Source organism: Agathobaculum butyriciproducens (assembly GCA_003096535.1).
Lineage (GTDB): Bacteria > Bacillota > Clostridia > Oscillospirales > Butyricicoccaceae > Agathobaculum > Agathobaculum butyriciproducens.
Window position 1 is genome coordinate 96,174 of sequence record QEKJ01000003.1, and the last position, 24,388, is coordinate 120,561.

Annotated in this window: 22 protein-coding genes and 1 tRNA gene; 13 read left to right on the plus strand and 10 right to left on the minus strand. The window is 50.9% G+C overall.

What is annotated here, in order from left to right; genetic code table 11:
• Nucleotides 1–204 precede the first annotated feature (204 nt).
• The 6 genes from C7386_RS04325 to C7386_RS04350 form a co-directional block, all read right to left on the minus strand.
• Nucleotides 205–2,583, minus strand: a complete 2,379-nt coding sequence (locus tag C7386_RS04325) for an ABC transporter permease (protein ID WP_116704910.1) — start codon at nt 2,581–2,583, stop codon at nt 205–207.
• A 14-nt stretch (nt 2,584–2,597) separates the two neighbouring features.
• Nucleotides 2,598–3,263 (minus strand): ABC transporter ATP-binding protein, encoded by a 666-nt coding sequence (locus C7386_RS04330; protein ID WP_116704911.1) that lies wholly within the window; start codon nt 3,261–3,263, stop codon nt 2,598–2,600.
• 177 nt (nt 3,264–3,440) lie between these two features.
• The gene (locus C7386_RS04335) at nt 3,441–4,472 is read right to left on the minus strand and encodes a sensor histidine kinase (RefSeq protein ID WP_116704912.1); all 1,032 of its coding nucleotides are present in this window, start codon (nt 4,470–4,472) and stop codon (nt 3,441–3,443) included.
• Nucleotides 4,469–5,161: a response regulator transcription factor gene (locus C7386_RS04340; RefSeq protein WP_064786815.1), complete on the minus strand. Its 693-nt coding sequence runs from the start codon at nt 5,159–5,161 to the stop codon at nt 4,469–4,471. Before C7386_RS04340 ends, C7386_RS04335 begins: the two co-directional genes overlap by 4 nt.
• 208 nt (nt 5,162–5,369) lie before the next feature.
• The gene (locus C7386_RS04345) at nt 5,370–5,507 is read right to left on the minus strand and encodes a helix-turn-helix domain-containing protein (protein ID WP_116704913.1); all 138 of its coding nucleotides are present in this window, start codon (nt 5,505–5,507) and stop codon (nt 5,370–5,372) included.
• Between the two features lie 426 nt (nt 5,508–5,933).
• Nucleotides 5,934–6,155, minus strand: a complete 222-nt coding sequence (locus tag C7386_RS04350) for a hypothetical protein (protein ID WP_110436866.1) — start codon at nt 6,153–6,155, stop codon at nt 5,934–5,936.
• A gap of 294 nt (nt 6,156–6,449) precedes the next feature.
• Here C7386_RS04350 and C7386_RS04355 point away from each other — a divergent pair, with 294 nt between their 5' ends.
• The 4 genes from C7386_RS04355 to C7386_RS04370 all read left to right on the plus strand — a co-directional run bounded on the left by C7386_RS04355 (nt 6,450) and on the right by C7386_RS04370 (nt 14,573).
• Entirely contained in the window at nt 6,450–7,496 is a 1,047-nt protein-coding gene (locus C7386_RS04355) for a Fic family protein (RefSeq protein ID WP_110436865.1), read from the plus strand.
• A 412-nt stretch (nt 7,497–7,908) separates the two neighbouring features.
• Complete coding sequence (locus C7386_RS04360) at nt 7,909–9,033, plus strand: restriction endonuclease-related protein (RefSeq protein ID WP_110436864.1); 1,125 nt, start codon at nt 7,909–7,911, stop codon at nt 9,031–9,033.
• Nucleotides 9,023–12,109, plus strand: a complete 3,087-nt coding sequence (locus C7386_RS04365; RefSeq protein ID WP_116704914.1) for a pPIWI_RE_Z domain-containing protein — start codon at nt 9,023–9,025, stop codon at nt 12,107–12,109. The genes C7386_RS04360 and C7386_RS04365 overlap by 11 nt, the downstream gene beginning before the upstream one ends.
• Nucleotides 12,099–14,573, plus strand: coding sequence for a pPIWI_RE module domain-containing protein (locus tag C7386_RS04370; RefSeq protein ID WP_165815459.1), 2,475 nt, complete (start codon nt 12,099–12,101; stop codon nt 14,571–14,573). The genes C7386_RS04365 and C7386_RS04370 overlap by 11 nt, the downstream gene beginning before the upstream one ends.
• A 212-nt stretch (nt 14,574–14,785) precedes the next feature.
• Here C7386_RS04370 and C7386_RS04375 read toward each other — a convergent pair whose 3' ends face one another.
• Nucleotides 14,786–15,160 carry a hypothetical protein gene (locus C7386_RS04375; protein ID WP_110436861.1) on the minus strand — a complete coding sequence of 125 codons (375 nt, stop codon included), beginning with the start codon at nt 15,158–15,160 and terminating at the stop codon, nt 14,786–14,788.
• Nucleotides 15,161–15,189: 29 nt separating this feature from the next.
• On the opposite strand from C7386_RS04375, the gene C7386_RS04380 reads away from it, so the two are divergent.
• Both C7386_RS04380 and C7386_RS04385 read left to right on the plus strand, forming a co-directional pair.
• Nucleotides 15,190–15,927: a DNA-methyltransferase gene (locus C7386_RS04380; protein ID WP_207655841.1), complete on the plus strand. Its 738-nt coding sequence runs from the start codon at nt 15,190–15,192 to the stop codon at nt 15,925–15,927.
• Complete coding sequence (locus C7386_RS04385) at nt 15,924–16,379, plus strand: DNA cytosine methyltransferase (protein ID WP_110436860.1); 456 nt, start codon at nt 15,924–15,926, stop codon at nt 16,377–16,379. Before C7386_RS04380 ends, C7386_RS04385 begins: the two co-directional genes overlap by 4 nt.
• 538 nt (nt 16,380–16,917) lie before the next feature.
• On the opposite strand, the gene C7386_RS04395 is transcribed toward C7386_RS04385, so the two are convergent.
• The 3 genes from C7386_RS04395 to C7386_RS04405 form a co-directional block, all read right to left on the minus strand.
• Nucleotides 16,918–16,993: transfer RNA gene (locus C7386_RS04395), tRNA-Pro, on the minus strand.
• Nucleotides 16,994–17,294: 301 nt separating this feature from the next.
• Complete coding sequence (locus C7386_RS04400; RefSeq protein WP_116704916.1) at nt 17,295–18,350, minus strand: type IV pilus twitching motility protein PilT; 1,056 nt, start codon at nt 18,348–18,350, stop codon at nt 17,295–17,297.
• A gap of 195 nt (nt 18,351–18,545) precedes the next feature.
• Nucleotides 18,546–18,851, minus strand: coding sequence for a phage holin family protein (locus C7386_RS04405; protein WP_110436857.1), 306 nt, complete (start codon nt 18,849–18,851; stop codon nt 18,546–18,548).
• A gap of 271 nt (nt 18,852–19,122) precedes the next feature.
• Here C7386_RS04405 and C7386_RS04410 point away from each other — a divergent pair, with 271 nt between their 5' ends.
• From C7386_RS04410 to C7386_RS04440, 7 genes are read left to right on the plus strand one after another with little or no spacing between them, the layout of a single operon-like run.
• Nucleotides 19,123–19,860: a WecB/TagA/CpsF family glycosyltransferase gene (locus C7386_RS04410; RefSeq protein ID WP_110436856.1), complete on the plus strand. Its 738-nt coding sequence runs from the start codon at nt 19,123–19,125 to the stop codon at nt 19,858–19,860.
• A 5-nt stretch (nt 19,861–19,865) separates the two neighbouring features.
• Nucleotides 19,866–20,636 (plus strand): FAD-dependent thymidylate synthase, encoded by a 771-nt coding sequence (gene thyX, locus C7386_RS04415; protein ID WP_110436855.1) that lies wholly within the window; start codon nt 19,866–19,868, stop codon nt 20,634–20,636.
• A 29-nt stretch (nt 20,637–20,665) separates the two neighbouring features.
• Complete coding sequence (locus C7386_RS04420; RefSeq protein WP_110436854.1) at nt 20,666–21,571, plus strand: DUF2156 domain-containing protein; 906 nt, start codon at nt 20,666–20,668, stop codon at nt 21,569–21,571.
• A 5-nt stretch (nt 21,572–21,576) separates the two neighbouring features.
• Entirely contained in the window at nt 21,577–22,377 is an 801-nt protein-coding gene (locus C7386_RS04425) for a GNAT family N-acetyltransferase (RefSeq protein WP_110436853.1), read from the plus strand.
• A 14-nt stretch (nt 22,378–22,391) separates the two neighbouring features.
• Nucleotides 22,392–22,943 (plus strand): DJ-1 family glyoxalase III, encoded by a 552-nt coding sequence (locus C7386_RS04430; RefSeq protein ID WP_110436852.1) that lies wholly within the window; start codon nt 22,392–22,394, stop codon nt 22,941–22,943.
• Nucleotides 22,930–23,502: a 5-formyltetrahydrofolate cyclo-ligase gene (locus C7386_RS04435; RefSeq protein WP_110436851.1), complete on the plus strand. Its 573-nt coding sequence runs from the start codon at nt 22,930–22,932 to the stop codon at nt 23,500–23,502. The genes C7386_RS04430 and C7386_RS04435 overlap by 14 nt, the downstream gene beginning before the upstream one ends.
• Nucleotides 23,489–24,379, plus strand: coding sequence for a CPBP family intramembrane glutamic endopeptidase (locus C7386_RS04440; RefSeq protein ID WP_110436850.1), 891 nt, complete (start codon nt 23,489–23,491; stop codon nt 24,377–24,379). The genes C7386_RS04435 and C7386_RS04440 overlap by 14 nt, the downstream gene beginning before the upstream one ends.
• The last annotated feature ends 9 nt before the right edge of the window (nt 24,380–24,388 follow it).

Here is a 24,388-nt window from a genome sequence, read left to right on the forward strand (position 1 = left end):
TCGCATTATTGCAATAACAGATTGCTTCTTCCATGAATGGTAATATTATCATCAAACTTTTGGAAGAACTATAAATGTCCGAGGTGCCTTTGATTTCGACAAAAAAACAGGCTGAATTGTTACAAAGCTCGGACATTTCAAAAATTTTTTGAGAAATGGCGAAAAAAGCGGGGCAGCACACGCCGCCCCGCCGATCCCATACGGTTATTCCATCGCCCGCATTTGTTCGATCAGGGATTGCTTTTTCTGTCTGCGGATTGTCCATACAGACAAGATCAGTTCCATTCCGAACAATACCAGAATGAACAGTCCCATTTCCAAAACCGGGAATTTGTAAGGCACTACATTTCCGGCAAAAGCTCCTATACTCATTTTTCTGCAAGCAAAGATGGAAGCCGGAAGCCCAACGATCAGCGTCGCCAATGTTGCAAAGAGCGCATAGCACAGCCCCTCACAGATGTTCATTTCACATAGCTGTTTTTGTGTTAGGCCGATAGAACGCAGAATACTGTTTTCCTGCTTTCGGGCTATCTGGTTAGAGAGTGTCGTATTGATAAGGTTGATAACGCCAAAGAGAAATACCAACCATGAAAGTATCTCCATACTGCCAAACGCAAAAGAATTTGTCATTTCTTCATATTCAATCACTGTATTGATTTCATCTAAGGCAATATTACTATGGCTGGCAACAATATTTTTCAATTCAGCTCCCACATAGTCCGTTTTTTTCGGATCGTTTACAATGCTCCATGAATAGTCGAAAGAAGCGATTTCCGGGTGCAGTTCATGGAACAATGCTTCTGGTGCGAAAAAGAGTACTCCATCGAGGGCCAGTTTTCCATGCCCGGAAGGCGTCTTGTTGGAATCAAACAATCCTGATACAGTGACGGAAACAGGCGGTTGCCCCTCTCCAAAATAAAAGTCAACTGTTGAACCAACACCCATATCCTCATTCTGCTTTAGCACATTATAGTCAATTACAATACTACGGGAATCTTTTGGCATCGTTCCTGCTGTCAGAGCCGCTTCAACTGTTGCATAATTCTGGTCGGTCAGCATATCACACATACCACCGCTTTGGTAAATGTCCGTCTTAAGGGTTGCATAGAGAGATTGTCTGCTTGGAATTATATCTGTAACACCATCAATAGATAAGATTTCCTGTTTTAATTCTTCATTCAACGGATTTCCCGCTGCCATAACCTTTTCTTCTGTCATTTCAGAATCCAAATAAATTTTATAGTCGCCGTCCGGGAAAAACCGTCTTGCAAGCGCCTCTGGAGAACGCAGCAAAACAATGGAGGATACCACAAGCAGAATAATTCCGCCCAAACTCAATGAGGCTACAATAGCAACGGTCTTTTTTCGGTCACGCTTAAAATTCGCAATTCCCATTGAAACAGGATTGAGCTTGATATTCTTTTTTCGGCTTCGGATGTCCTTTTGTGCCGGGGTAAAACGGACGGCTTCAATCGGGGAAATCCCTGCCGCAATTTTTATCGGCTTACGGATGGAAACAGATACCATGATCCAACTGCTTATGAGTGTCAAAATAATCGTTGCCACATAGGAAACAGCATTAAATCCCTTGGGAAACAAAAGAAAACCGCCGCATACACCCAGCACTGTACCAATCAAAATCCCGATACTGCCGAGTTTACGCCCCTCCCGCTTTACAATCCGCTTGATTTGCTTTGGCGTTGCACCAATCGTCCGAAGCTGCCCGTAGCTCTTGATTTTGTCATTGATGGAGATACGGAAGATACTCTGGATCACAATATAGCCGCCGATCAGAACAATGGTAATCACGCCAGCCATCAGTGCAAAATCAAAGGATTTAGAAGCATAGGCAAAATACTTGCTGTTCATTTTGGGCATAGGAAGCTGATATTCCTCCGCAATCTCCCTGCAATAAGAGGTCATCAGTTCTTCGCCCAACTGGTCGCTGTTTTTGAAATGGACATAGGCGCGATAGCCAGTCGGGTCAAACCCTTTCCATCCTGTCAGGGCAGCGTTGGAAAGAATGATAGCGCAGGTATTCGCTTCTTTTTCATTTACGCTGTCCATAATGCCGGTAACGACATAATCACCATGAAAACTCTCTGTATCTAAGGTCACAGTGTCCCCGATCTTGGCATTGTTTCCATAGGTGGAAAGAAAGTATTCGCTTACAACAACTTCATTTGCTTTTTCAGGAACCCGGCCCTCTAACAACTCCATCTGCGCCTTGGTAATCTCCATCATTTGCGCGTCGCAATACACATAAGACGCATGATAGCCCTGTTCTGAAAGCTCCTCACCCAGCATATAGTAGCCGCCTACGCGCTCAAACTCCGGCAGTCCTTTCAGGATTTCAATGTCGTTTTCCTCTACGCCCAGCCAGACCGCCTCATAAGTATCGACAACCTGATTGCGCTGCATTTGTGTCAGGGAGGTAGACACAATTCCCGTAAAGCAGATCAGAAATGCCGCCAGCGCAACGGCAATCACCACCATCAGATTCCGGCGCTTCTCGCTTTGCAAACTTTTCTTTGCCAGCTTCTTTGTAATGGCGCTGGTATCATTCTCAAAAGGCCATGTCATAGCCTGCCACCTCCTTACTCCACAATCTTGCCGTCCTCAATGCGGACAATCCGATCTGCAAGGCGGGCAATGTCGTCATTGTGCGTAATCATCACAACAGTTTGCCGGAACTCTGCACTGGTGCGCTTGATAAGCCCCAGCACCTCGGCGCTGGTCTTGCTGTCAAGGTTGCCGGTCGGCTCGTCGGCCAGCACAATAGCCGGTTTGGTAATCAAGGCGCGGGCGATAGCCACACGCTGCTGCTGTCCGCCGGAAAGATTGTTCGGCATATTTTTCAGTTTATCTTCCAGCCCCAGCAGATGAACGATCTCGTCCAAAAACTTCTGATCCACCGTGTCCCCGTCCAGCTCCACCGGCAGGACGATGTTCTCATACACATTCAGGATGGGAACAAGGTTATAGTTCTGAAAGATAAAGCCGATGTTGCGGCGGCGGAAGATAGTAAGCTGTTCATCGTTCATTTTCGACAGTTCTTTGTCCCGGACAATCACATTGCCGGAAGTGGGTGTGTCCAGCCCTCCCATCATGTGAAGTAAGGTGGATTTGCCGCTGCCAGATGTTCCCACAATAGCCACAAACTCGCCGTCCTCCACGGAGAAGTTCACACCGTCAAGGGCGTGGGTAATGTTCGGCTTTGTGCCATAATACTTTTTCAGGTCGATAGTCTGTAAAACGCTCATATTCAAAACTCCTTTCAAGGCTTCCTGCCTGTTGATAAGGGTATTATAAAACCCAAATGTCCGCGAAATGTTACAGCGGCCAAAAAATTTCATTGAAAATCGGGGTGAAATGTTACAACGCTCGGACATTTCAAAAAAATTTACGGCGGGCAGCCGGGAATGGCCGTCCGCCGCGTTCTATTTTGTAGGCAGCATAATGGAAAATTCCGAACCCTTGCCCGGCTCCGAAACCACTTTGATATAGCCGCCCTGTCGCGTTACGATCTCGCGGGCCAGATACAGGCCAATGCCCACGCCCTGCTGTTCGTGTACTTCTTCCTCACGATAGAAGCGCCGGAAGATGGCAGCCTGATTGCTTTCGGAAATGCCCTTGCCGGTGTCGGTCACTTTGATCTCCACATACATTTCCCACAGCACCACCGACACAGCGATTTTCCCTCCCGCCGGGGTGTACTTCACCGCATTGTCCAGCAGGTTAAAGAGGGCTTCGGATGTCCACTTGCTGTCATGGGAAACGGTCAAATCCTCCGGGCAGTCCACAGACACGGCGATTTCCTTTTTCTCCGCTGCATACACGATCCCACTCATGGCCTGCGCCACGGTATCAAAGAGGCGACCCGGTTTCTTGTCCAACTGGATCACGCCTGTTTCCAGACGGGAGGTTTTCACAAGGGCCTGAAAGAGAAAGTCCAGCTTATCCGTCTGGCTGCGGATTCCCCGGATAAAGTCGGTGCGCTCCGCCTCGGTCATAGGCTTTTCCAGCAGGGTGTCCGTCGCCATTTTCAGATTGCTTACCGGCGTTTTCACTTGATGGGAAATATCCGATACAAGGGTCTGCAACTCCTGCCGTTCCTCGTCCACCCGGCGGCGGTTCTCCTGCATGATCTGGTAAAGCCTTGCCAACCGGTGTCCGATTCTGGCAAGCTGGGTTTCGCTGTCCTCTGGCCGCTGGGGTGCTTCATTTCCGGCGATCATGTGGTCTAAAGTCTGGCACAGGTTAGCGGTAAACTGCGACAGCCGCTTTCCAAACGCCTGCGTCAGTACAAAAATCCCCACAAGGGCGCACAGTAGCAGCGCCCCGCCAGTCAGCAGCACCGCCGTCTGTTTTGTCACAAGAAACAGGGCTATGGTGATCCCGGACATGGAAAGGACAAGTCCTATTGCCACCCGGCTAAACAGCCGCTTTACCGATAGGTTTTGAAACTTCATTTTGCCTCGCCTCCCGTCCATTGATAACCCATGCCGTAAACGGTCTTGATGTAGGGCGCGCCGCCGTCGGATTCGATCTTGCTGCGAATTCGGCTAATGGAGGTTGTCAGGGTGTGTTCGTCTACAAACCTTTCGTCTATATCCCACAGCTTTTCCAAAAGCTGCCCACGGGTCAGCACTTGCCGGGGATTTTTACGGAACAGATTCAGCATTTTATATTCCATCAGGGATAGGGTCAGGGGCTTGCCGTTTAAGGAAGCCGTCTGCTCCGAGAAGTCCAGAAACAGCCGCCCGTCGTCGTAAATGTCCTTGGCCGGTTTGTGATGTTCCAGCATGGCGAACATGGCTTTGATTTTCCGCTGCAAGGCCCCGATCACAAAGGGCTTTGTGATGTAGTCCACCGCGCCCACCTCATAGCCCCGTATCTGGTCACTCTCCTGATCGTTGGCGGTCAGGAAAATTACGATGGTGTCCGGGTACTGGGGCTTTATCAGCTTGCACAGCTCAAACCCATTCCCGTCCGGCAGGTTGATGTCCAGCAGCACCAGATCAAATTCCCGCTGGCGGATGGCGTCGGCTGCGGTTCTGGCATTTAGGGCAGAAGTCACGCCGTAGCCGTCTGCGGTCAGGTTATAGGCCAACATCTTATTCAAAAAACTGTCGTCCTCGACAATTAAAATCTGCTTCATATCCTCACTTCCTTTTCTTTTTGCAAATAGTATAACAGGCAAATGTCCGAGAATTGTTACAAGGACAAATATATTTATCATTTTACAGCTTTTTTCTGTGTACTGCAATTTTATAAAAGAAAGGACAGCAGTATCAAATTGCTGTCCTTGCGGTTTATTATAGCTGGTAGTGTATAAGCGTGGGTTCATCATATTTGGTGTGGTATCTTTAACTATGGGAAACTCCGCGCTCCCATTTGGATACCGCCTTGTCGCTGACGCTAAGCTGTTCAGCCAGCGCAAGCTGTGTCAGTCCCAGTTTTGTCCGCATTGTACGGATTAGTCTGCCGGTTTTTACCTGATCCATTCGGATCACCTCCCTTGCGTTCTATTATACGGAAAACGGAGGAGAATACAATGAACGCTCCGTAGAGTTGCGGAAAATTGAGAATGGAGAATTAACGTAAGAGCGAACCTGCGGCATCCTGCTCCCAAACTTATCGGGAACACTTTTTCCGCTCGTTTATAGCGGTTTTCTGCACTTTTTAATTTGTTTCACTTACTCTTTGGCGCTCTTATCTCCACTGTTTCCGGGTGCTCCAGTGCCGTATGTGGTAATCTATGTGGTCAAAAACGCTTCCCGCCCGGTTTCCGGTGAACTGTCACCGGTGTCGGGCGGGAAGCGTTTTGTGTTTCAGACCGTCTGCATTGTAACTCTGAGCAGGCAGTTGTGCAAGTTGTTTCTACGCAGACAGCAACTCAAAGGTTGAGCCGCAATAGACAAAGAATAACCTCACACATTTGCCTTCTGGAGATAAAACTCACTCTCCGCAACTCGCGTCACAAAATCATACTCCGGCCGCGTTGCCTTTGAGGGCGAAATATTGTAACGCTTAAACACCGAACGAAAATATGCGAAGAACGCTCTGTCCTCCTCTGTCATCGGGGCAACCCAGCCGTTCTCAGCACCATGGGCTTCGATTTCCTCTAACTCTGCCATACGCTCTTTATCCATGTCAGTTGCTCCTTTCGGTGAACTTTCACCTGTACAAGCGGAAATCGTTTTGGACTGCCTAAATTGTAACTCTAATGGTAGGGGTGTGCAAGTGGTTTTCTGGGAGGATAGCAGCTCAAAGGTTGAGCCGCTATAGACAGAGAATAGGCAGGTAGATAGGCAGAGGTACTTTTCTTGCTCCCTGGGTATAAATCCCTTAATACAGGCATAATAGTAAGGGATTTATGGCACAGCCTATTGACTATTCTCTTATTTTTCGATATTATTTAAGGGAAAACGAAGAGAGGTGAGGGAATGAGAACCTTCAATTACTCCGCAATCAAGGAGCAGAAGTGGGACTCGGATGTTCTTGGCCTGATTGCGGCCATATACAAGGAAGCCGGCAAGCAGGAACTGTATTTGAAGCAGCGCCCGGAGGAACTCGAAAAACTCGTGGAAATTGCCAAGATACAGAGCACCGAGGCATCAAATGCCATCGAGGGCATCGTCACCACGAGTACCCGAATCCGGCAACTCGTCGAGGAGAAAACCACGCCGAGAAACCGTGACGAGCAGGAAATTGCTGGATACCGCGATGTGCTGAGTATCATTCATGAGAGCTTTGACGCGATACCAATTACGCAGAACTATATCCTGCAGCTTCACAAAATCCTGTACAGCCACATGAATAACCCGCTTGCGGGCCGCACAAAAAGCGTGCAGAATTATATCACTGCCACCTATCCGGACGGTCATGTGGAAACACTGTTTACGCCGCTTGCCCCTTATGAAACGCCGGAAGCGCTGGACAGAATCTGCGAGGAATACAACCGTGTGATTGGAAATATGGAACTGGAACCATTGATTGCAATTTTGGTTTTTGTCCATGACTTTCTGTGCATCCACCCCTTCAATGACGGAAACGGAAGAATGAGCCGCTTGCTCACGACGCTGCTTCTGTACCGAAACGGCTTTTATGTCGGCAAATATACCTCCCTCGAAGCCAAAATTGCTAAAAACAAGGACCTGTACTACAACGCGCTTGCACAGGCGCAAACCGGCTGGCACGAAGGCACCGAGGATGTAGTGCCCTTCGTCAAGTACCTGCTCGGGACGATCCTTGCCGCCTACAAAGACTTTGAAGATCGTATGGCACTTGTGGAAACCAAGCTGCCTGCACTAGAAATGGTGCGCAGAGCAAGCAAGAATAGAATCGGGCGGTTCAATAAGCAGGACATCCGGGAACTCTGCCCAACGCTCAGCGACAGTTCCATAGAGGGAGCCTTGCGAAAACTGGTCGTAGCCGGTGAACTGAAAAAGGAAGGACGCGGGAAGAATACCTGCTATTTCAGGCTAAATTAGATTCCGTTCAATAGGAGCAACTTTTTAGAGGATCGCACCTGTTCATACGAGCAGATGCGATACATTTTACCGGCTTAAAAGACCGTGTACAGTAGAGCTATAGACAAAGAAGAATCAATTTCCGCAGTAAGCATGAATAACCTGTGTAATGAACTTTGCTGTGCCTTTACCACCAGCTCTGTCTGAAATGCTCATCAGCCACAATATACGAAGAAAGTGAAAATGATTCTTGACAAGCCGTAAGGCAATTCATATAATTGTATTTGTACACGAGAAAAGTTAAAAGCGCATCGATTCGGTATATAGATTTTGTTTCACGATTTATATATTCCGGTCATATTGTATTTTCAACGGTTCTCTTGTACATATCAAGAGAGCCGTTTTATTTTGCTTCAAGACAGGAGGGATTTCCATGGATACGGCATTTATGCGAAAAACATTTGCGCTGATCGCAAAAGGATTGATTGAGAAAGAACAGCTTCTGCAGACGGAACCGACAAGGTATCCCTACAGCAAAGCCATGCAGCATGGGATCAACATGTTTTTGGCCGCAAGTCAATGGGCGGGGAGCCAAGCCGCTGTCGAGTATCCCGACGAGGTCTCTTTCCTTACGCATTTTATCACCAGACCTGTTGAGAAATGGTTCGATACATGGGAATCGGGAGCTGTCGAGCAATTGCATCTTCAGGAAGAGCCGTTTTATGCCTATGACGCCTTTGCGTATCAAAAAGCCGGTAACGTATATGTTCCCAGCTCGGATTGCTATGAGTTCCTGGAAACGCAGGACAGTGACATCATGAATGGAACAGATGAGCGTATTCTCTATGAAAAAATAATTACGTTAAGTCAAGAAGATTACTGCAGGGTCAGAAGATATATCATCGAGCATCCGATTATCACACTCGAGGATAGGCGCACCATGTCTCTTGAGCTGGCCGATGATCCGATGGCCAGAGATGCCTTCCAGTTTGCCTACGAGGAAATTACGGAGGAAAGCTACCGCTGTCCTCGGTGCGGATGGACGATGATGCAAGGAAAATACGGATACAGCTGTCATTCGACGCATTGCACAGATACCCTCCCCGAACTCACGGATGAGATGAAGCTGGATATTTCGGCTGGTGATCTCTATCGGTTAAAGAAAGGCATTATGCGGTATTTTGCCGCGCCGGGAAAGCTTGAACTTGAAATTGCGGCGTTTTGTGAGAAAAAGGAACTTCGATGGGCGTTGTGGCCGCAGATGGACCGCTATGATGTGGAGATCCGGTTCCCTGACGGGGATATTTGGGAAATCGATGCAAAGGCATATCGAAATCCTATCGCGCTCCGCACGAAGATTCAGAATGACGGTGGATTTCCTTCCGGGGACTATGCGCGCGGCTATTTTGCGATTCCCAACGAATATACGGTCAATCAGCGAAACTATACCGCGATCATCAACTGCGTACTGAAGGATCAAAAGAATGTAGAGTGCGTGACTCTGAAGACGCTGAAAACCGCAATTACGAAGAAGGAGGCAGCATGCAATGATGAATAAGAGCAGGGACGGCTGGTACGCTCCTCTTGCGGCACGATTTCAAGGCATGGAAGAGCCTATGCCGCTTGCCAGATTTGCGGCGATCGAAGCGATTCTGCATTTGCTTGCCTTGAATGCACCGGCCACCGATCCGGCAAAAGCCTATCTGTTATTTACCCAATATCAGCTTATTGGCACAACGGCGTGTACGGCTATGGAACACACCTTGCAGCAGGCCCGGCACACATTGGGTTACTATCGTTCTCAAAAATACTGGCAGGATGATTTGCGGGCATATCAGGATCCGAAATATGATGCAGTTCGCGCTTTTTCGTTTGAGAAATCGGGGGAAAGTCGTTCGTTTTCCAAAGCAGAGGGGGAATATCCCTATCCGTATAAGCAGCGCCAAAGGGAGTGGGAACGATTTTGGACGGAAAGACTTGAAGAAGCCAAGCCGACTTCTTATGCCGGAGCCGGAACATATCGCTATCCGTATCTGAATCTGGAAACCGGGGAAACCGAAACTGTTTCAGTCAGATTTGACAGTGACTGTACCGCACCCGTTCCACCGGGAATTCCTGAAAAGGGACGCAGTGAACCAATTTCCGTCACTCTGGACGAACTGCTGAACACCGCAAAGGAAATGGCCGGGATGCATCCCGGTGACCCGTGCTGCGAGATTTTATCGACCAATATTCTCAAGCAGATCAATGAGGCTTCCGTCAGTACATGTACGAAGCTCACGATTGTTGAGGTCGTCAATATCGTTGGCATGGTTGGCGCGGGCAAATCCACGCTGATCAAGGTGTTGGCATTTTGGTGTCATAAAAATGGGTACCGGATGACGATCGTTGTTGACACGGTAGCCGAAGTCATGAACCTGCAGAAATATTTATCAGCCTTTGGGGTTGAGGCAAGCCCGTTGATTGGCCGCGGTGAAAGGCTAAAATATATCAATCAGGTCGCGCAGCCCTGTGAGACCTGTTTGCCGGCAGAATTTTCTCAATACTTAACGCCGTTATGTTTGGTTGATGGGATGGATGCGCAGCATAGTGAAGCGGTCGCTTTCGGCAAAGAGCCATGCTACGCCCTGAAAAAAGGTAACAAGAATCACCTGTGTCCGTATTTTCATCAGTGCCTGGGCACCAGAATGCTCCGTGAATGCTATACCGCTTCCGTTGTTATCACAACAGTTGCGGGCTTTGCGGCATCTCGGGTAGGAGCGCAGCGGGAAACCTTTCTGGAGTTGGTAATGCGCGGCTTTGATGTGGTCGTCTTTGATGAAAGCGACAGAGTTCAAAAAACGCTTGATCACTTTTTTATGCCGGAAACGAGCTTTAATAGCTATATCCGCGAATGTGCCGAAGATTGCAGCGCCTATATGCGGCTGAGCAGCAAACGCAGAGAGGAGAATCTGGCCGAGCAGAGATACGATGAAATGCAGCGCCAGAGCGTGACAGTCCTGAGCTGTCTCGTAAAATCTCTGCACCATGAATTGGGTACATGGAAGAAAATTGCGCATGGCGATCCTTTCTCGGCACTTACCCTCTTAGAGGATATGTACCGGGATGAGTCGGAATATAGAATTCCATATGCCGTCTATCAAGCCATCTATGACCTGATCGATATGCAGGATGAAGACGGCATCCGTCAAGGTACGCTATGGGCCGTTCTTGAGAGCTCCTGCAAGAGTACCGACGAGACGTTCTTTAACCAAATGTACCGCGTTTGGCTGAATGAGCTGGGCGATGATTTTTCGCGGTCTGAGAAGGATAAAGTGAAACAAATCCAAGATGCCCGCATCAAGCTTATTTTGCGGCTCATTTATTTTGATCACTTTATCCGAGACCTCAGCGATGCGTATGAGGCTAGCCATGAAACCTCTTACGGACAAAATGAGCTGTTCGGATTCCTGCAGACCCGTTTTCGGCAGCAGCAGTATTTCCTACCCTCTGCGCTGTGCGGCAACCTGTTCGGCCTGAAAAAGACAGACGACGAAGACATTATTCTGTTCCGCCAGTTCGCGTTTGGCCGAAGCCTGATGAAGGATCTTCCGTATCTGCGCACTGACGCACAGGGCGATCCTGCGGGTCCTCATGTGATCATGCTGTCCGGTTCCAGCTGGGCGGAGGGCTCCTATGAGTACCACATCAATCGGCCGGTGAACTATATCCTTGAGGCAGATTGTGAGAAACGCGCATTTTTAGAGAAAACGCGTTTCTTTGAATCCGGTTTTCCGGAGCGTATTTCCGGTGCGTCGGATGATCAGCGCATGGTGCAGCTGCGGTTTGCGACCGAACGGACTGTCGATCTGATCGTCAGAGAATATGAGAGAAGGACCGGGAAGATCCTGTTGGTCGTCAACAGCTATGTTCAGGCACAGGAAGTACAGCGAACACTGGAGACGGCCCTGCGGAAGGTCAATTGCCCTGCACAGGTTTGCCGGATGATCTCTGATGCCGTCAGTAGCGAGAATGTTCAGGGAACGGTGCGCCGGGGGGAGGTCAGCCGGTTTGCCGGGATGAAAGAGGAGATCCTGATTGCGCCCGCTATGGCGATCGAACGCGGACACAACATTGTCGATGAGTACGGCCACTCTGCCCTTTGCGCGGTGTTTTTCATGGTGCGGCCGATGGCTGTTCCTGACGATATCCAGCAGAAGGGCAGCAAGCTCAATGGATTTGTGGAATCCCACTGTCATCGGGGGCCACAGGAATCTCTGTTCGCATACAATGTGCGCATCCGGCAATTTGCGGCACAGCAGTGGGCCAAGATGAGCAAAAGCAAATCGTTTGGTTTGGCTGAGCTGGATACCGAAGAGCGGAAAGATGTGGTTGCAACACTGTTTGTTTTGATCCTTCAGATTTTTGGCCGGTTGGCGCGTGTAACGGATGTGACAAAGCCGGAACCGCATGTTTATTTTATTGACGGCGCATTTCGCGGCCGCGAAGAAAAGCAAGGTGACTTTGACTGTCTCTCCGAGTTGGGCAGGTACTTAGATGCATTGATGACCTGCAAAGACAGTGCGGAAATTGCCGAAACGCTGTATGCTCCATTTTATAAAGCTTATCGAAAGGACATTCCGTATGAATCATAAAATCTATCCGCTGGCATATAAACTGTCTCCCAAACAAACCTGCACCCTGTATTATTTGGGTTTTCCCACATCCTGGAAAGCGGTCCTGCTAAACATCGCACGGAAGACGAACCCGAAGTTTAAGGATGAGTATGGACTTCCAACGAATGCGCTGAAGAAGCTGGTCGACAGTTGGATGGAAGGTATCATCGCTTTAGCTCCGCTAAAAAAGGACAGCCATGATGAGCGTTGGCTTACGTCCTGCTATGAATACTCCGAGGAGAATTTGCGGGCATTGTGCGGCATTATTATGACCTGGGTAAAAGCCACATATGTCACGTCTTCAAGAGTAAACCCCATAGCAAAAAAACTCGCAAAAGAATTTTGCGATACGATGAATTGGGAAGAACTTGCGGCGGTTCGCTCCACGGACGAAGTCTGTCTTACGCTTGAGAACGGAACGGTTTGCGAAGCCGCTTATCAGGCGATTCCGCTTCTGGCGATCAACCGTTTGTTGGGAAAAGAGATTACCCTGAGCGGGCAAACGCTACACCTGTGCTATGCCGCCAAGAATCAGCTGGTCAGCGATCCGATCACGGATATGAAAAGTCATCATCAATACTCTTTTGTATTTGATCTATCTGTACAGACAACTCCTCCGGGAAGAAAAGCGCTGCTGCTGTGCCAGATGAGCATTCGCCGCTGGATCCCCGATAACCGCAATAAAGAGCGGCCCCCGTTTTTAACGAATGCGGTCAATTCCCATATCAAGATCTCAGAGGGCAAATATTGTCAAGTGCCCATTGTCTATGGTTACGCTGCCAAGCAGCCCGTATGGAAAGAGCAGGACGAGGAGTGCTACAACATTTGGGGATATGAGCAATTGCCATCGGCGGAAGCTGTTGTGAAAAATCCCGCGGCATACGCGGGAAAAATTCTCCTTCCCTATAAAAACGGCATGGCCGGCTTTGTGGCTCCCAAAATCGGAACAGGCGTGTCCGTTGTTGACAAGGCGTCACTGTACCAGTCGGTGTCTGCTCTGCTCGGTGATATGATTTGTGAGCAGCCCGAAGCGGAGCGGGTCATGCTGCGAGGACAGAAACTCAAAAAATATGACTCTCCGCAGGAATACGGGGATCCTGAAGTTTTCCGGAACTGGGTCAGGCAATGCGCCGCGACAGACCAAATCACATTCGAGCTGTATGGTCTGTGGAAGGATGCTTTACAGCAAAGACTGCTGAAACAGATCCAGGCCAAAATTGAACGGGATTTTGGCGATGAAAAGGATATATCCAGCCTGAAAGTGCGGTATGTGTGTAAAGAAACCGGCAGTCTTGCCGACGAAATGCCGGACAATAAAAGGCAAACGCAGATTACGCGATGCGGCGAAATCGTTAAGCAATTAGGCGATACCAATGGGGTAACGGCTTGTATGTTCGTTTTGCCCGGGCAAGAAAACTATGGCGCTGGCGATCCGAAATCCGTCCTTCGCAATGCGTTTGCCCAAACGGGACGAGTTGTGCAGTTCGTTACCCCGGAGGAGGATGCCAGCCAGAACAAAATTGAAAATGCTGTGTATGACCTCTATCGGCAGTTGGGTGTTGTAACCCTGCTGGATTCTGAACGGGACCAGCCTGATTTGGCGCATACACCCTGTGTGGGGATGCATTTGTGTACGCAAGTTCATGGGATCTCCAATAAAGCGCGTTTTCTTCCGTTTTACATTACGGTTGATTTGATAGAGGGAAAGACGCAGGTACATTGTGACGCGTTCTCAAAGCGGACGGTCTCTTATCGGGAAGCGTGCCTTGAGATGGCGCGGCTTTTCTGGAACAGCGATTTGGAACAGCGCTGTGTTGCCGCAAGCCGCACCCCCGCGAAGCAAAAACTCATAGAGCTGAAAAACCGGTACGATACACCGGAAAACAGAGTGCTGGTTTTGGTACAATCCGATGGAGATACACGGGTAGTATGGGGCGGTATCTCCGACAAGGAGATCGGCGGATATGACAGGGCAGAGGCGTATTACCCGACTCAGGTAAACGTCGGGACACCGCATAGTCCGTACTTACTCTCCTTGGCTGATTCAGGCGTGCGGATCGTCCGGATCAGGAGCAATCAGGAAGTTCCGGATTATTTCACGGAGTTGAGCGCGAAAGCTTCTGACGAAAATTTGCAGCGTTCTTCCGCATCGGGTATTTTTAAATACGAGGATGTGTATTGGGGCATTCATACGAAGCCGAACGATATGCGCTATACACATAGTCTGAAAGAATCCAAGATCGATTACCCCAAACATTTCTTTGCCGAAAAGGACATGATTGAATTGTACCCATTGCAGCTTCAACCGGGGGATGATGCAGCAAGCTGGATCTTCTATACCAACGCATTGAGAGATCTTCCGATTCAGTACAATCAGTCGACGGTTCTGCCCCTACCACTCCATTTGGCAAAAGGCCTTGAAGAGTATCTTTTCAAGGTATAAGTAGATAATACAAAAGTAGGCATCACCTCAAAAATAGAGGTGGTGCCTACTTTTCATTTCAGTTTTGCAATGAGATTAATTAGGGGGAATGCCTATTTTAATATGATAAATGGCTAAATGTGTGTAAAATTTTCCGAATTAGTAGTAGTTCAGGTAAGTTGCCAGAGATAAAGAGATACGCCCCAAAACGCTAACTGAGATTTATGCTCGCCTTACCCGAAGAAATACTGCTTCATATCTGAGACACCGCCATCCTTATCGCAGAACCACTCGTAATCAGAGTGGCAATTTTGGCAGTGATCAATTACATCGAATCCGCCGGGTGAATGTTGGTTGTCAGTAATGCTCATGCCCTCCAAGGGCTTCCCACAGGCGGGGCACGGTCTGATCTTCCTTGCCTGACGAGTGGCACGCTCTCTCTGCTCTGTTTCAAGTGCATCTAAAAGACCCTGCCAAAGATTTGGATTCAGTTCATGCTCTGCATAGTCTTCAAGGTGCCGCCGAATATCATCGGCAGCCAATACGAGAAACTTATCATCCAGAAGCCGAATGTGACGCTTGATATAATTGGCAACTACCACGGGCATGCAAGTATTCCTGCCTACCGCATACCGCATTGCCGACAACAGGATTAAGCGAAAATCAGAATCGCAGATCGGAGCGGGCAGATCCTGAGGGAACAGCAGAAACTATAAACTTGATTCTTACTGATCCGCCGTATAATCTCGGCAACTTTATGAAAAGCAGAGATACCAACCTCAAAAAAATGCGTGACAACTTCTTTGGGGCTGCGGGTTGGGATAACCTTGAATATGATGAGTGGGCAAATGCTATGGACGCTTTCTTTGCGCAAGCTGCGCGAGTTCTGAAAAAGGGCGGGTCTATGATTGTCTTTATGGCGGCCATCAAAGTCGAAACCACCATCAGTCTGGCCGAAAAGCACGGATTTTATTATAAGACCACTGGAATCTGGCATAAACTGAATCCTATGCCCCGGAATATGAATTTGCACTTTGTAAACTCTACGGAAACATGGATTTATTTTACATACAAAACACGCACCGGCACCTTTAACAACAATGGTGTGGTGTTGCACGATTTTATTGAAACCGCAGTAACTCCTGCCAGTGAGCGTAGATATGGTAAGCACCCTACGCAAAAGCCAGAGGTGCTCATGAGTCATTTTGTTGAGGTTTTGTCTAACGCAGACGATTGGGTTCTCGATCCTTTCATGGGAAGCGGTACATCTGGAGTCGTAGCGAAACGAACCTGTCGCAATTTTATTGGAATTGAACTGGATAAAAATTACTTTGATATGGCAAAAAAACGCATCGAAGGAGGTCGAACGGAATGAAACCTACAGTCATTGACCTCTTTGCAGGCGTTGGCGGTTTGTCACTTGGTTTTGAACAAGCCGGTTTTCATGTTGTATTGGCAAATGAGTATGACGATGAAATTGCAACCGCATACCGAAAAAATCACCCTGAAACAAAAATGGTGGTCGGTGATATCACGGCGTTAGATCTCGAAAACACTTTCGGAGTGTTTTCCGGAAAAATCGATGTAATTATTGGTGGTCCCCCATGCCAAGGGTTCTCTCCAAAAGGGCAGCGTAAAACAATTCACGATGAGCGTAACTTCTTATTCAAGTATTATGTTAAAGTCGTAGACCTTGTTCGACCCGGATATTTTGTAATGGAAAATGTCCCGAATTTGCTGACGGCTGAGAATGGATATTTCCAGAAGGAAATTATTGACCTTTTTTGCGATTCCCCGTATCCATTCTGGAAGAAAATCCATTTTTGAAAGCCATTCTTTACCCTGACCAATCTTTTCAGTAACTTTGTCAATACCTTTAATTTTGCAGTATTCAGCCATCCACTCACGTCGAACGGTGACATGGATTTCTTCGGGTAAGGTCATACCAAACAACGAAATTCGAAGAACGACTGATGTGTCAGCAAGTGCATCTTTCAACTCATGTTCAATTAGATGTGTCTTTCCACATCCCCATTCACCTGAAAGCAATAGTGCCCCTACAGGCTCACATTCGTGACAGTAATACACTAATTCTTCTACTGTTTTCATGAGGATAGTTGTCTCCTTCCAATCTGGTGTCAATTCATCTTCAAGTGATAAAAGCCGCATGAGAATATTCCCATACGGCTGCCTTGGTAGCACAAAGGCCTACCGTTAGTTAATTATACTGCGATTCGGCAAAAAATTACAATATTAAGTCTGCGCTTGTCAAAAAGGCATGTTAAGAATGACAAACTCAATGTTTGCGCCGCAATAGACAAAGAATAAGAAAAGCCCTCTGAAATCAACGATTTCAGAGGGCTTTTGGTCCGAGTGAGGTGACTTGAACACCCAACCTCGACATCCCAAATGTCGCGCCCTACCAGTTGGGCCACACCCGGATATTCACTTTTCTGCCATGATACCACGGCGAACGGTAAAAATAAAGTTTTTTCTGTCTGTGGTCATTCCTGTGGTCAAAGCCGCTTTTGTGCCGCTTTCGGCAATCGGGGAAAATCCCGCAAACGCAGGCGCTGCAAGGCTTTGCGTCGTTTCGCCCTGACCCGTCCCGGATACCGCCACGGCACTCCCAAAGCAGGCGCACTGCAAGCATAAGGCGACACCGCATAATTAAAGCCGCGGCTCCTTTATGCGGCATTGCCATAAAAATCCCGCGTGAAATTCAACGCGGGATTTGCTGTCTTATCGGAAGACAGACTGCGGAAACGCTTCCGGATCGGCTGCCTTTGCGGCGGCATCGTCGAGGCGGACCTCGCCGCTGCGGACGAGTTCACCGAGCGAATCGTCCATCAGCATCATGCCCTGATTGCGGCTGGTCTGCATGGTGCTGATCAGCTGATACGACTTGTTCTGACGGATCAGGTTGCGCACGGCAGAAGTGCCGGTCAGAATCTCAAATGCGGCTATGCGGCCGCCCATGGTGCGCGGTACGAGCGTCTGACAGACAATGCACTCGAGCACCTCGGCAAGCTGAATGCGAATCTGCTCTTGCTGCTCCGGCGGGAATACGTCTACGATACGGTCGATCGTACCGGCAACACCCTTGGTGTGCAGTGTGCCGAATACAAGGTGACCGGTCTCGGCAGCCGTGATAGCGGTCGAAATGGTCTCCAGATCGCGCATCTCACCGACGAGAATAACGTCCGGGTCCTGCCGCAGAGCCGCCCGCAGACCGCTCGCGAAGCTGTCCGTGTCCGCGCCGATTTCGCGCTGGTTGATCATTGAGCGAATGCGCGGGTGTACATACTCGATCGGGTTTTCGAGCGTGATGATATGGCGTGCCGCGGTGCGGTTGACGTGGTCGATCAGTGCCGCCAGTGTGGAACTTTTGCCGGAGCCGGTGGGACCGGTCACGATAACCAGTCCGCGCGGCTTTTCGGCCTGCTGTATAATGATATCCGGCAGGCGAAGCTGCTCCGCAGTCGGGATTTCCATCGGCAGCAGACGCAGCGCCAGCGCCGTGTGGTGTTGCTGGCGAAACAGATTGCAGCGCATGCGCACGGAATCGGCAAACGTCACTGCAAAGTCGGACTCGCCGATGGTTTTCAGCTCGTGCAGCTGATGCTCATCCGCAAGCTGCTGCGCCGCATCCTGCACATCCTGCTCGGTCAGAGGTACGTCACCGTGGGTGCGCAGCTCACCGTCGATACGCAGCATCGGCGGGAGACCAACGGTTAAATGCACATCGGAGGTGTTTTTCTCCTTGGCGTAAAAAATCAGAGTTTGTAAATCGTACAAGGCGTGTCTCTCTCCTTGGTGTCCCAAAGCAGGGGACAGAGTTTATATGGGTATTGTACCGCAAATTGCCTGCCGCTGCAAGTAAGGATAAATGAAAACGGCTTCGGAAATCCGAAGCCGTTGCGACCGTCGAAAAACTTTGTTTTTTCGATAATCTGCGAGAATGCTTATGCGTTCTTCTTGGGTTTGCGCGTGTTATTTCGGCGGGTCGTTCCCTTTATTTGAACTGCAGTGCGCTATGACTTCGTTCAGATAGACCGACATGCCCGCACACAGGACACCCTGCACCACACCTTCAAACAGAGCGGCTGCCCAGTTGCCGTAGCTGGCATAGCGCGATACGACCGACAGACAGGCCAGTCCAATCCCGCAGAACGTGAGTGCCAGAGGGATAAATTGATTGGGAAACCGCTGTATTGCCTTGAGTCCGCGTCCGATACAGTATAAAACCGCCACCAGAACCGCGAAATCCGCCTTGATATACTGCGTCAGTTCTTCCATGGGTTCACCTCCCCTTAACAGCCTATGCGGAAAGAGAACGATGTTTGCCAAGGCATATCGCAGGGCGGCATGACCTCATGCCGCCCTGCGATATGCACATACTTACAGGCGGCGGGCCGGGGTCAGCCCACCCTGCATGATATGTTTATCGCAATCTACTCCTCACTCTCTGCAAGCTGGACTTGCAGATTTTAGTTTGCTGCTGTATAATACAATAGATTAGGAATGTTTACCGCCAAATAAAAGGCTGGAAAATATGGGAGATACGAAGATGAATACTGCTTCTATTCTGGGCGTGCAATTTCACGCCGTTACCAAGCAGCAGGCTGTTGAGCTTGCAATGAGCAAGATCCGTTCCCGGCAGAAGGGCTACGTTGTTACCCCGAATCCGGAGATCGTCGATCTCTGCCGCCATGACGAAAAATTCATGGGCGTTGTCAACCATGCGACGCTTGTCCTGCCGGACGGCATCGGCATCATCTATGCTGCGAAGATCCTCGGTGAAAAGCTGCACGGTAAGGTAGCCGGCATTGAATTTGCCGAGAGCCTTGTTGCCGCGATGGCCAAGGAGAACATGCGCCTGTATCTGCTGGGTGCGAAGCCCGGTGTTGCCGAAAAGGCAGGTGCAAACCTGTGTGCGAAGTATCCGGGACTGGTGCTCGCCGGCACGCATGACGGCTATTTCTCCGACCCGCAGAAGGTTGTTGACAGCATCAACGCCGCAGGCGGTGCGGATGTTGTGTTCGTTTGTCTGGGTGCGCCCAAGCAGGAGAAATTCATTGCGGACAACATGGACGATATCCACAGCACACTGTTCTGCGGTCTCGGCGGCTCGCTGGATGTGTTTGCAGGCGTTGCCAAGCGTGCGCCGGATATCTTCATCAAGCTGGGTCTGGAGTGGTTTTATCGTCTGCTCAAGCAGCCCAGCCGTATCGGCCGTATGATGAAGCTGCCGAAATTTCTGCTCATCGTTATCAAGGAGCGGCTTTTCGGCAGGAAGGGAAAGTGATAAGAATGAAAGTAAAACTGCTTGCTTACACGCCGGACCCGGAAAAGCTGGTCGCGGCTGCAGCAAAGAACTGCTATTCCTCCACGGACGTGGACAGCGTGCTGGATGGTCTGACCGAGGAAAAGACCGAGAGCTTTGTCAACATGCTTTCCGAGATCGGCCACGAAAGCCCGATCGAGCATGTGTCGTTCACCTTTGCAATCGAGGGTGTATCGCGTTCTCTGCTGGCGCAGATCACGCGCCACCGCATTGCATCGTTCTCGGTACAGAGCCAGCGCTATGTGCGTGAGAAGGGCTTTGAGTATGTTGTTCCGCCAGAGATTGATAAAATTCCGGCTGCCCGGGCAAAATTTATTCAGGCGATGGAGGACGATCAGCGCACCTACGAGGAACTGACGGCCGTGCTGATGGAAGGCTACCTCAAGGAGCTGCTCGAGCAGGGCGTTCCGGAGAAGACCGCCCGCAGCAAGGCTGAAAAGCACGCCATTGAGGACGCACGCTACGTTCTGCCGAACGCCTGCGCGACCCGCATCGTCATGACGGCGAACGCCCGCAGCCTGAAGAACTTTTTCCGCCTGCGCTGCTGCAATCGCGCTCAGTGGGAGATCCGTGCGCTTGCCGAGGAGATGTACAAGCAGGTATACGCTGTTGCGCCGACGCTGTTTGGTCACTGCGGACCGGCCTGCGTGGACGGTGTCTGCACAGAGGGCAAAATGTCCTGCGGCAAGGCTGCAGAGGTGCGCGCGCACTATCAGACGCTGCGCGAGGGCAAGTAACCCTCAATCAATCTTGCGAAAGGAATTATATGTTACCGTTTAGAGAAATTACCTTAGAAGATAAACCGATGGTCGAGCACTGCGGCTCGCATTACAACTATCATCTGTGTGAGCGCTGCTTTGTCGATCTTTTCATGTGGCGCAGCCACTACAATACGCAGATCTGCTTCAAAGACGGCTTTATGCTGGTGAAAATGTCTCCGCTGGACGGCGGACACGACTGCTATCTTGCGCCTGTCGGTCAGGGCGACCTCGGCGCGGCGCTGGATGCGCTCGAGCAGGATGCCGCTGAACGCGGTCTTCCGTTCGTCATCGTCTCGGTCGCTGAGCCGATGATCGAGCGTATCGAAGCCGTTCGTCCGGGCAAGTTCACGTTCTCGCATGACAGCGAGGACGGTGACGATTATATCTACCTCGCGGAAAAGCTGCGCACGCTGTCCGGCAAAAAGCTGCAGAGCAAGCGCAACCTCGTCAACCGCTTCAAGGCTGCCTACGAGGGCCGCTGGAGCTACGAGGATATGACCAGGGAAAACATCAAGGACGCATTCGCGTTCCACATCCACTGGTGCAACCTGAACGGCTGTGCACGCGAGCGCGATTTTGAGGGCGAGACCTGCGCGATCGTGCAGGCGCTCCACAACTTCGACTACCTGAATCTGCGCGGCGGACTGCTCCGCTTGGACGGCGAGGTTATCGCGTTCACGTTCGGCTGCAAGGCTACGCCGGATATGTTCGTGGTACAGATTGAAAAGGCCGACCACACGATTCAGGGCGCGTACCAGATGATCAACCAGCAGTTCGTACAGCGCAACTGCAATGATGTGGAATACGTCAACCGCGAGGAGGATCTGGGACTCGAGGGCCTGCGCAAGGCGAAGAAGTCCTATTATCCGGTCATGCGCGGCGTGAAATATGTGGCAACACCGAAAGGTTGATTGAAATGATGCGATTTGCCGAAAAAGGAGATTTTCCTGCCGTTCGCGCCCTCTGGGAAACCTGTTTTCCGGATGAGGGCGGCTTCAATGACTACTTCTTCGCGCACTTCTATAAAGAGAAATATACGCTGCTGTATCTCGAGGGTGAAACGCTCGTGGCGATGGTGCAGATGCTCCCGTACCGCATGACGGTGGGTGGTCTCTCCCGCGAGGCGACGTATATCTACGGCGCGTGTACCGACCCGGCGCACCGCCGCAAGGGGTATATGGCGCGGCTGCTCGAGCGCTCGTTCGAGCTGGACAGGGAAGCAGGGCGCATTGCGTCCGTGCTCATTCCGGCAGAAAAGTGGCTGTTTGATTTTTACAAACCGTTCGGCTACGAGCCGTTCTTCCATATTTCCCGCCGGGAGATTACCTGCACGGCAGGGGAGCGCGAAGCACCTCGGCGGCTGACCTCGGCGGATGTGCCTGCACTGGCGGCGCTGTATGACAAGCTGGTGCCGAAATGCCGCATCGAGCGGGACACGGCGTACTGGAATGCACAGCTTGCGCTGTTCGACACGCTCGGCGCGGGCGTATACGGCTGGTTCAAGGACGAAACGCTCACTGGCTATGCGTTCTGCTGGGAGGACAATGCGCAGGAGCTGCTCGGCGCAGATGACGCGCAGATGCAGGGTCTGATGGACGTGCTGCGGCGCGATATGCTCACCGTGACGGAAATCGGCAGCGAAATAGCACTCGGCGTATGCAAATGGCATGAGAAAGCGGATGAAACCGCTGGATATATGAATTTAATGCTCAACTGAAAGGTGTGACAAACATGGTATATGTATTACTGGCAGAGGGCTTCGAGGAAGTCGAGGCGTTGACTCCGGTCGATCTTCTGCGCCGTGCAGGCGTGGAGACCAGGCTGGTCGGTGTGACCGGTGCAACCGTGTGCGGTGCACGCGGCATCAATGTCGTAACCGACCTGTCCATGGACGAGGTTGACCTTGCAAAGGCCGATATGCTCGTTCTGCCGGGCGGCATGCCGGGCACGACCAATCTGTACGCGGACAAGCGCGTCACCGATGCGGTTCGCACGATGGCAGATGCAGGCAAGTACGTTGCGGCCATCTGCGCGGCTCCGTCCATCATTCTGGGCGGCATGGGTCTGCTCGAGGGCAAGAAAGCCACTTGCTATCCGGGCATGGAGGACGGCATGACGGGCGCGACCCCGGTCAAGGCGAACGCCGTCACCGACGGGAAGATCATCACCGGCTGCGGCGTGGGCGGTGCGCTGGATTTCGCGTGCGAGCTGATTACCGCGCTGTGCGGCAAGGCCAAGGCGGACGAGATCGCAGAGTCGGTCGTACATCATGTGTACGGATAAGAAAACGCTGCGGGGGCGCTATCTTGCGGAACGGGCAAGTCTGTCCGCTGAGGAAAAGCAGGCGATTGACCGCGGCATTGCACAGAACATTCTGCAAAGTGAGTTCTATCAGCAGGCAGACTGCATTTTCTGCTATGTTTCGACTGCTGAGGAGATTGATACCCGTACGGTGCTCGAAAACGCGCTTGCGTCCGGCAGGACGGTCTGCGTGCCGCTGTGCGGCAAGGGCGGCAGCATGACCGCGCGGAAAATCACCGCGCTCTCCGAGCTGCAGGCCGGTCACTACGGTATCCTGGAGCCGTCTAACACGGCGCCCGAGATTGCACCGGAGAACATCGACCTGATTCTTGCGCCTGCGCTCTCGTGCGACAGAAAAGGGTACCGTCTCGGCTACGGCGGCGGCTACTATGATCGGTTCCTCAGCCGAACAAACGCGGTCTGTGCGGCGCTGTGTGCATCGCAGCGCATGAGCGCAGCCCTGCCACACGAGGCGTTCGACCGCTGCTGTCATTACATTATCACCGAAAGAGAGGTGCTGCGCACCGATGAATCAAGATAAACGCACACTGTTGCCGGGTCTCAGTCTGTTTGTGTGCTTCTGCCTGCTGACAGGCATGGAAAAGCTGATCACGCACTTTAATCTGCCGCCGTCGCTGATGGCGCTCGGTGAGATCGTGTGCTTCGGTCTGGCGCTTGCAATGGCGCTGCCCGGTATGGATCGGGAGCGCTTTAAGCAGCGGCTTGCATTCAAAATGCCGCGTAAGGGCGGCTGGCTGCTCATTTTGTTTATGGGCGCGGCGACCGCATTTGCCGCCCTCAGCCTGAACATGCTGGAATATCGTCTGCTGGCGCATACCGGTCTCCGGCTGACGATTGCATCCCTGCCGATGCCGCTCGGCGGTATGTCGTTTGCATGGCGGCTGCTGATCGGCGTTGTGATAGCAGCTCTGGTCGAGGAGATCTATTTACGCGGTGCACTGTTCAGCGTGTACGGTGAAGAAGTCGGTACCTCGGCGTGCCTGCTGTTCGGCGGCATCGTGTTCGCACTGCTGCACGGCAGTCCGCTTGATCTGGCGGCAGGCTTCTGCGCCGGACTGGCGTTTACCTATCTGACCTATGTGTTTGATACCGTATGGGCGGCGGTACTTTCCCATGCTGCGGCGGCATTTGTCACCGTGGTGATGCAGTGGATAGCAGATACCTATGCACCGTTCGGCATTTGGAACATTCTGCTGCCGCTGACTGTGCTCTTTTTCCTGCTGTTTGTGTTCTTAACGCTGGACACACTGGGAAAAATGCTGGCGCGCGGTTCCATTCCGCACTTTGAGGTCAGCGCCGGCTGGTACGACCTGTGGCTGCTGGTGAAAGAGCCCGGATTTATTGTGTTCGTGCTGGCATTTGCCGGTAAAATCATTCTGAATTACTGGATCGGCTGAGGCTGATCC

What these genes read in the sequence shown, in the direction of transcription:
- C7386_RS04325 (WP_116704910.1), bottom strand. Translation starts at nt 2,583, where the DNA reads ATGACATGGCCTTTTGAGAATGATACCAGCGCCATTACAAAGAAGCTG.
- C7386_RS04330 (WP_116704911.1), bottom strand. Translation starts at nt 3,263, where the DNA reads ATGAGCGTTTTACAGACTATCGACCTGAAAAAGTATTATGGCACAAAG.
- C7386_RS04335 (WP_116704912.1), bottom strand. Translation starts at nt 4,472, where the DNA reads ATGAAGTTTCAAAACCTATCGGTAAAGCGGCTGTTTAGCCGGGTGGCA.
- C7386_RS04340 (WP_064786815.1), bottom strand. Translation starts at nt 5,161, where the DNA reads ATGAAGCAGATTTTAATTGTCGAGGACGACAGTTTTTTGAATAAGATG.
- C7386_RS04345 (WP_116704913.1), bottom strand. Translation starts at nt 5,507, where the DNA reads ATGGATCAGGTAAAAACCGGCAGACTAATCCGTACAATGCGGACAAAA.
- C7386_RS04350 (WP_110436866.1), bottom strand. Translation starts at nt 6,155, where the DNA reads ATGGATAAAGAGCGTATGGCAGAGTTAGAGGAAATCGAAGCCCATGGT.
- C7386_RS04355 (WP_110436865.1), top strand. Translation starts at nt 6,450, where the DNA reads ATGAGAACCTTCAATTACTCCGCAATCAAGGAGCAGAAGTGGGACTCG.
- C7386_RS04360 (WP_110436864.1), top strand. Translation starts at nt 7,909, where the DNA reads ATGGATACGGCATTTATGCGAAAAACATTTGCGCTGATCGCAAAAGGA.
- C7386_RS04365 (WP_116704914.1), top strand. Translation starts at nt 9,023, where the DNA reads ATGATGAATAAGAGCAGGGACGGCTGGTACGCTCCTCTTGCGGCACGA.
- C7386_RS04370 (WP_165815459.1), top strand. Translation starts at nt 12,099, where the DNA reads ATGAATCATAAAATCTATCCGCTGGCATATAAACTGTCTCCCAAACAA.
- C7386_RS04375 (WP_110436861.1), bottom strand. Translation starts at nt 15,160, where the DNA reads ATGCCCGTGGTAGTTGCCAATTATATCAAGCGTCACATTCGGCTTCTG.
- C7386_RS04385 (WP_110436860.1), top strand. Translation starts at nt 15,924, where the DNA reads ATGAAACCTACAGTCATTGACCTCTTTGCAGGCGTTGGCGGTTTGTCA.
- C7386_RS04405 (WP_110436857.1), bottom strand. Translation starts at nt 18,851, where the DNA reads ATGGAAGAACTGACGCAGTATATCAAGGCGGATTTCGCGGTTCTGGTG.
- C7386_RS04410 (WP_110436856.1), top strand. Translation starts at nt 19,123, where the DNA reads ATGAATACTGCTTCTATTCTGGGCGTGCAATTTCACGCCGTTACCAAG.
- thyX (WP_110436855.1), top strand. Translation starts at nt 19,866, where the DNA reads ATGAAAGTAAAACTGCTTGCTTACACGCCGGACCCGGAAAAGCTGGTC.
- C7386_RS04420 (WP_110436854.1), top strand. Translation starts at nt 20,666, where the DNA reads ATGTTACCGTTTAGAGAAATTACCTTAGAAGATAAACCGATGGTCGAG.
- C7386_RS04425 (WP_110436853.1), top strand. Translation starts at nt 21,577, where the DNA reads ATGATGCGATTTGCCGAAAAAGGAGATTTTCCTGCCGTTCGCGCCCTC.
- C7386_RS04430 (WP_110436852.1), top strand. Translation starts at nt 22,392, where the DNA reads ATGGTATATGTATTACTGGCAGAGGGCTTCGAGGAAGTCGAGGCGTTG.
- C7386_RS04435 (WP_110436851.1), top strand. Translation starts at nt 22,930, where the DNA reads ATGTGTACGGATAAGAAAACGCTGCGGGGGCGCTATCTTGCGGAACGG.
- C7386_RS04440 (WP_110436850.1), top strand. Translation starts at nt 23,489, where the DNA reads ATGAATCAAGATAAACGCACACTGTTGCCGGGTCTCAGTCTGTTTGTG.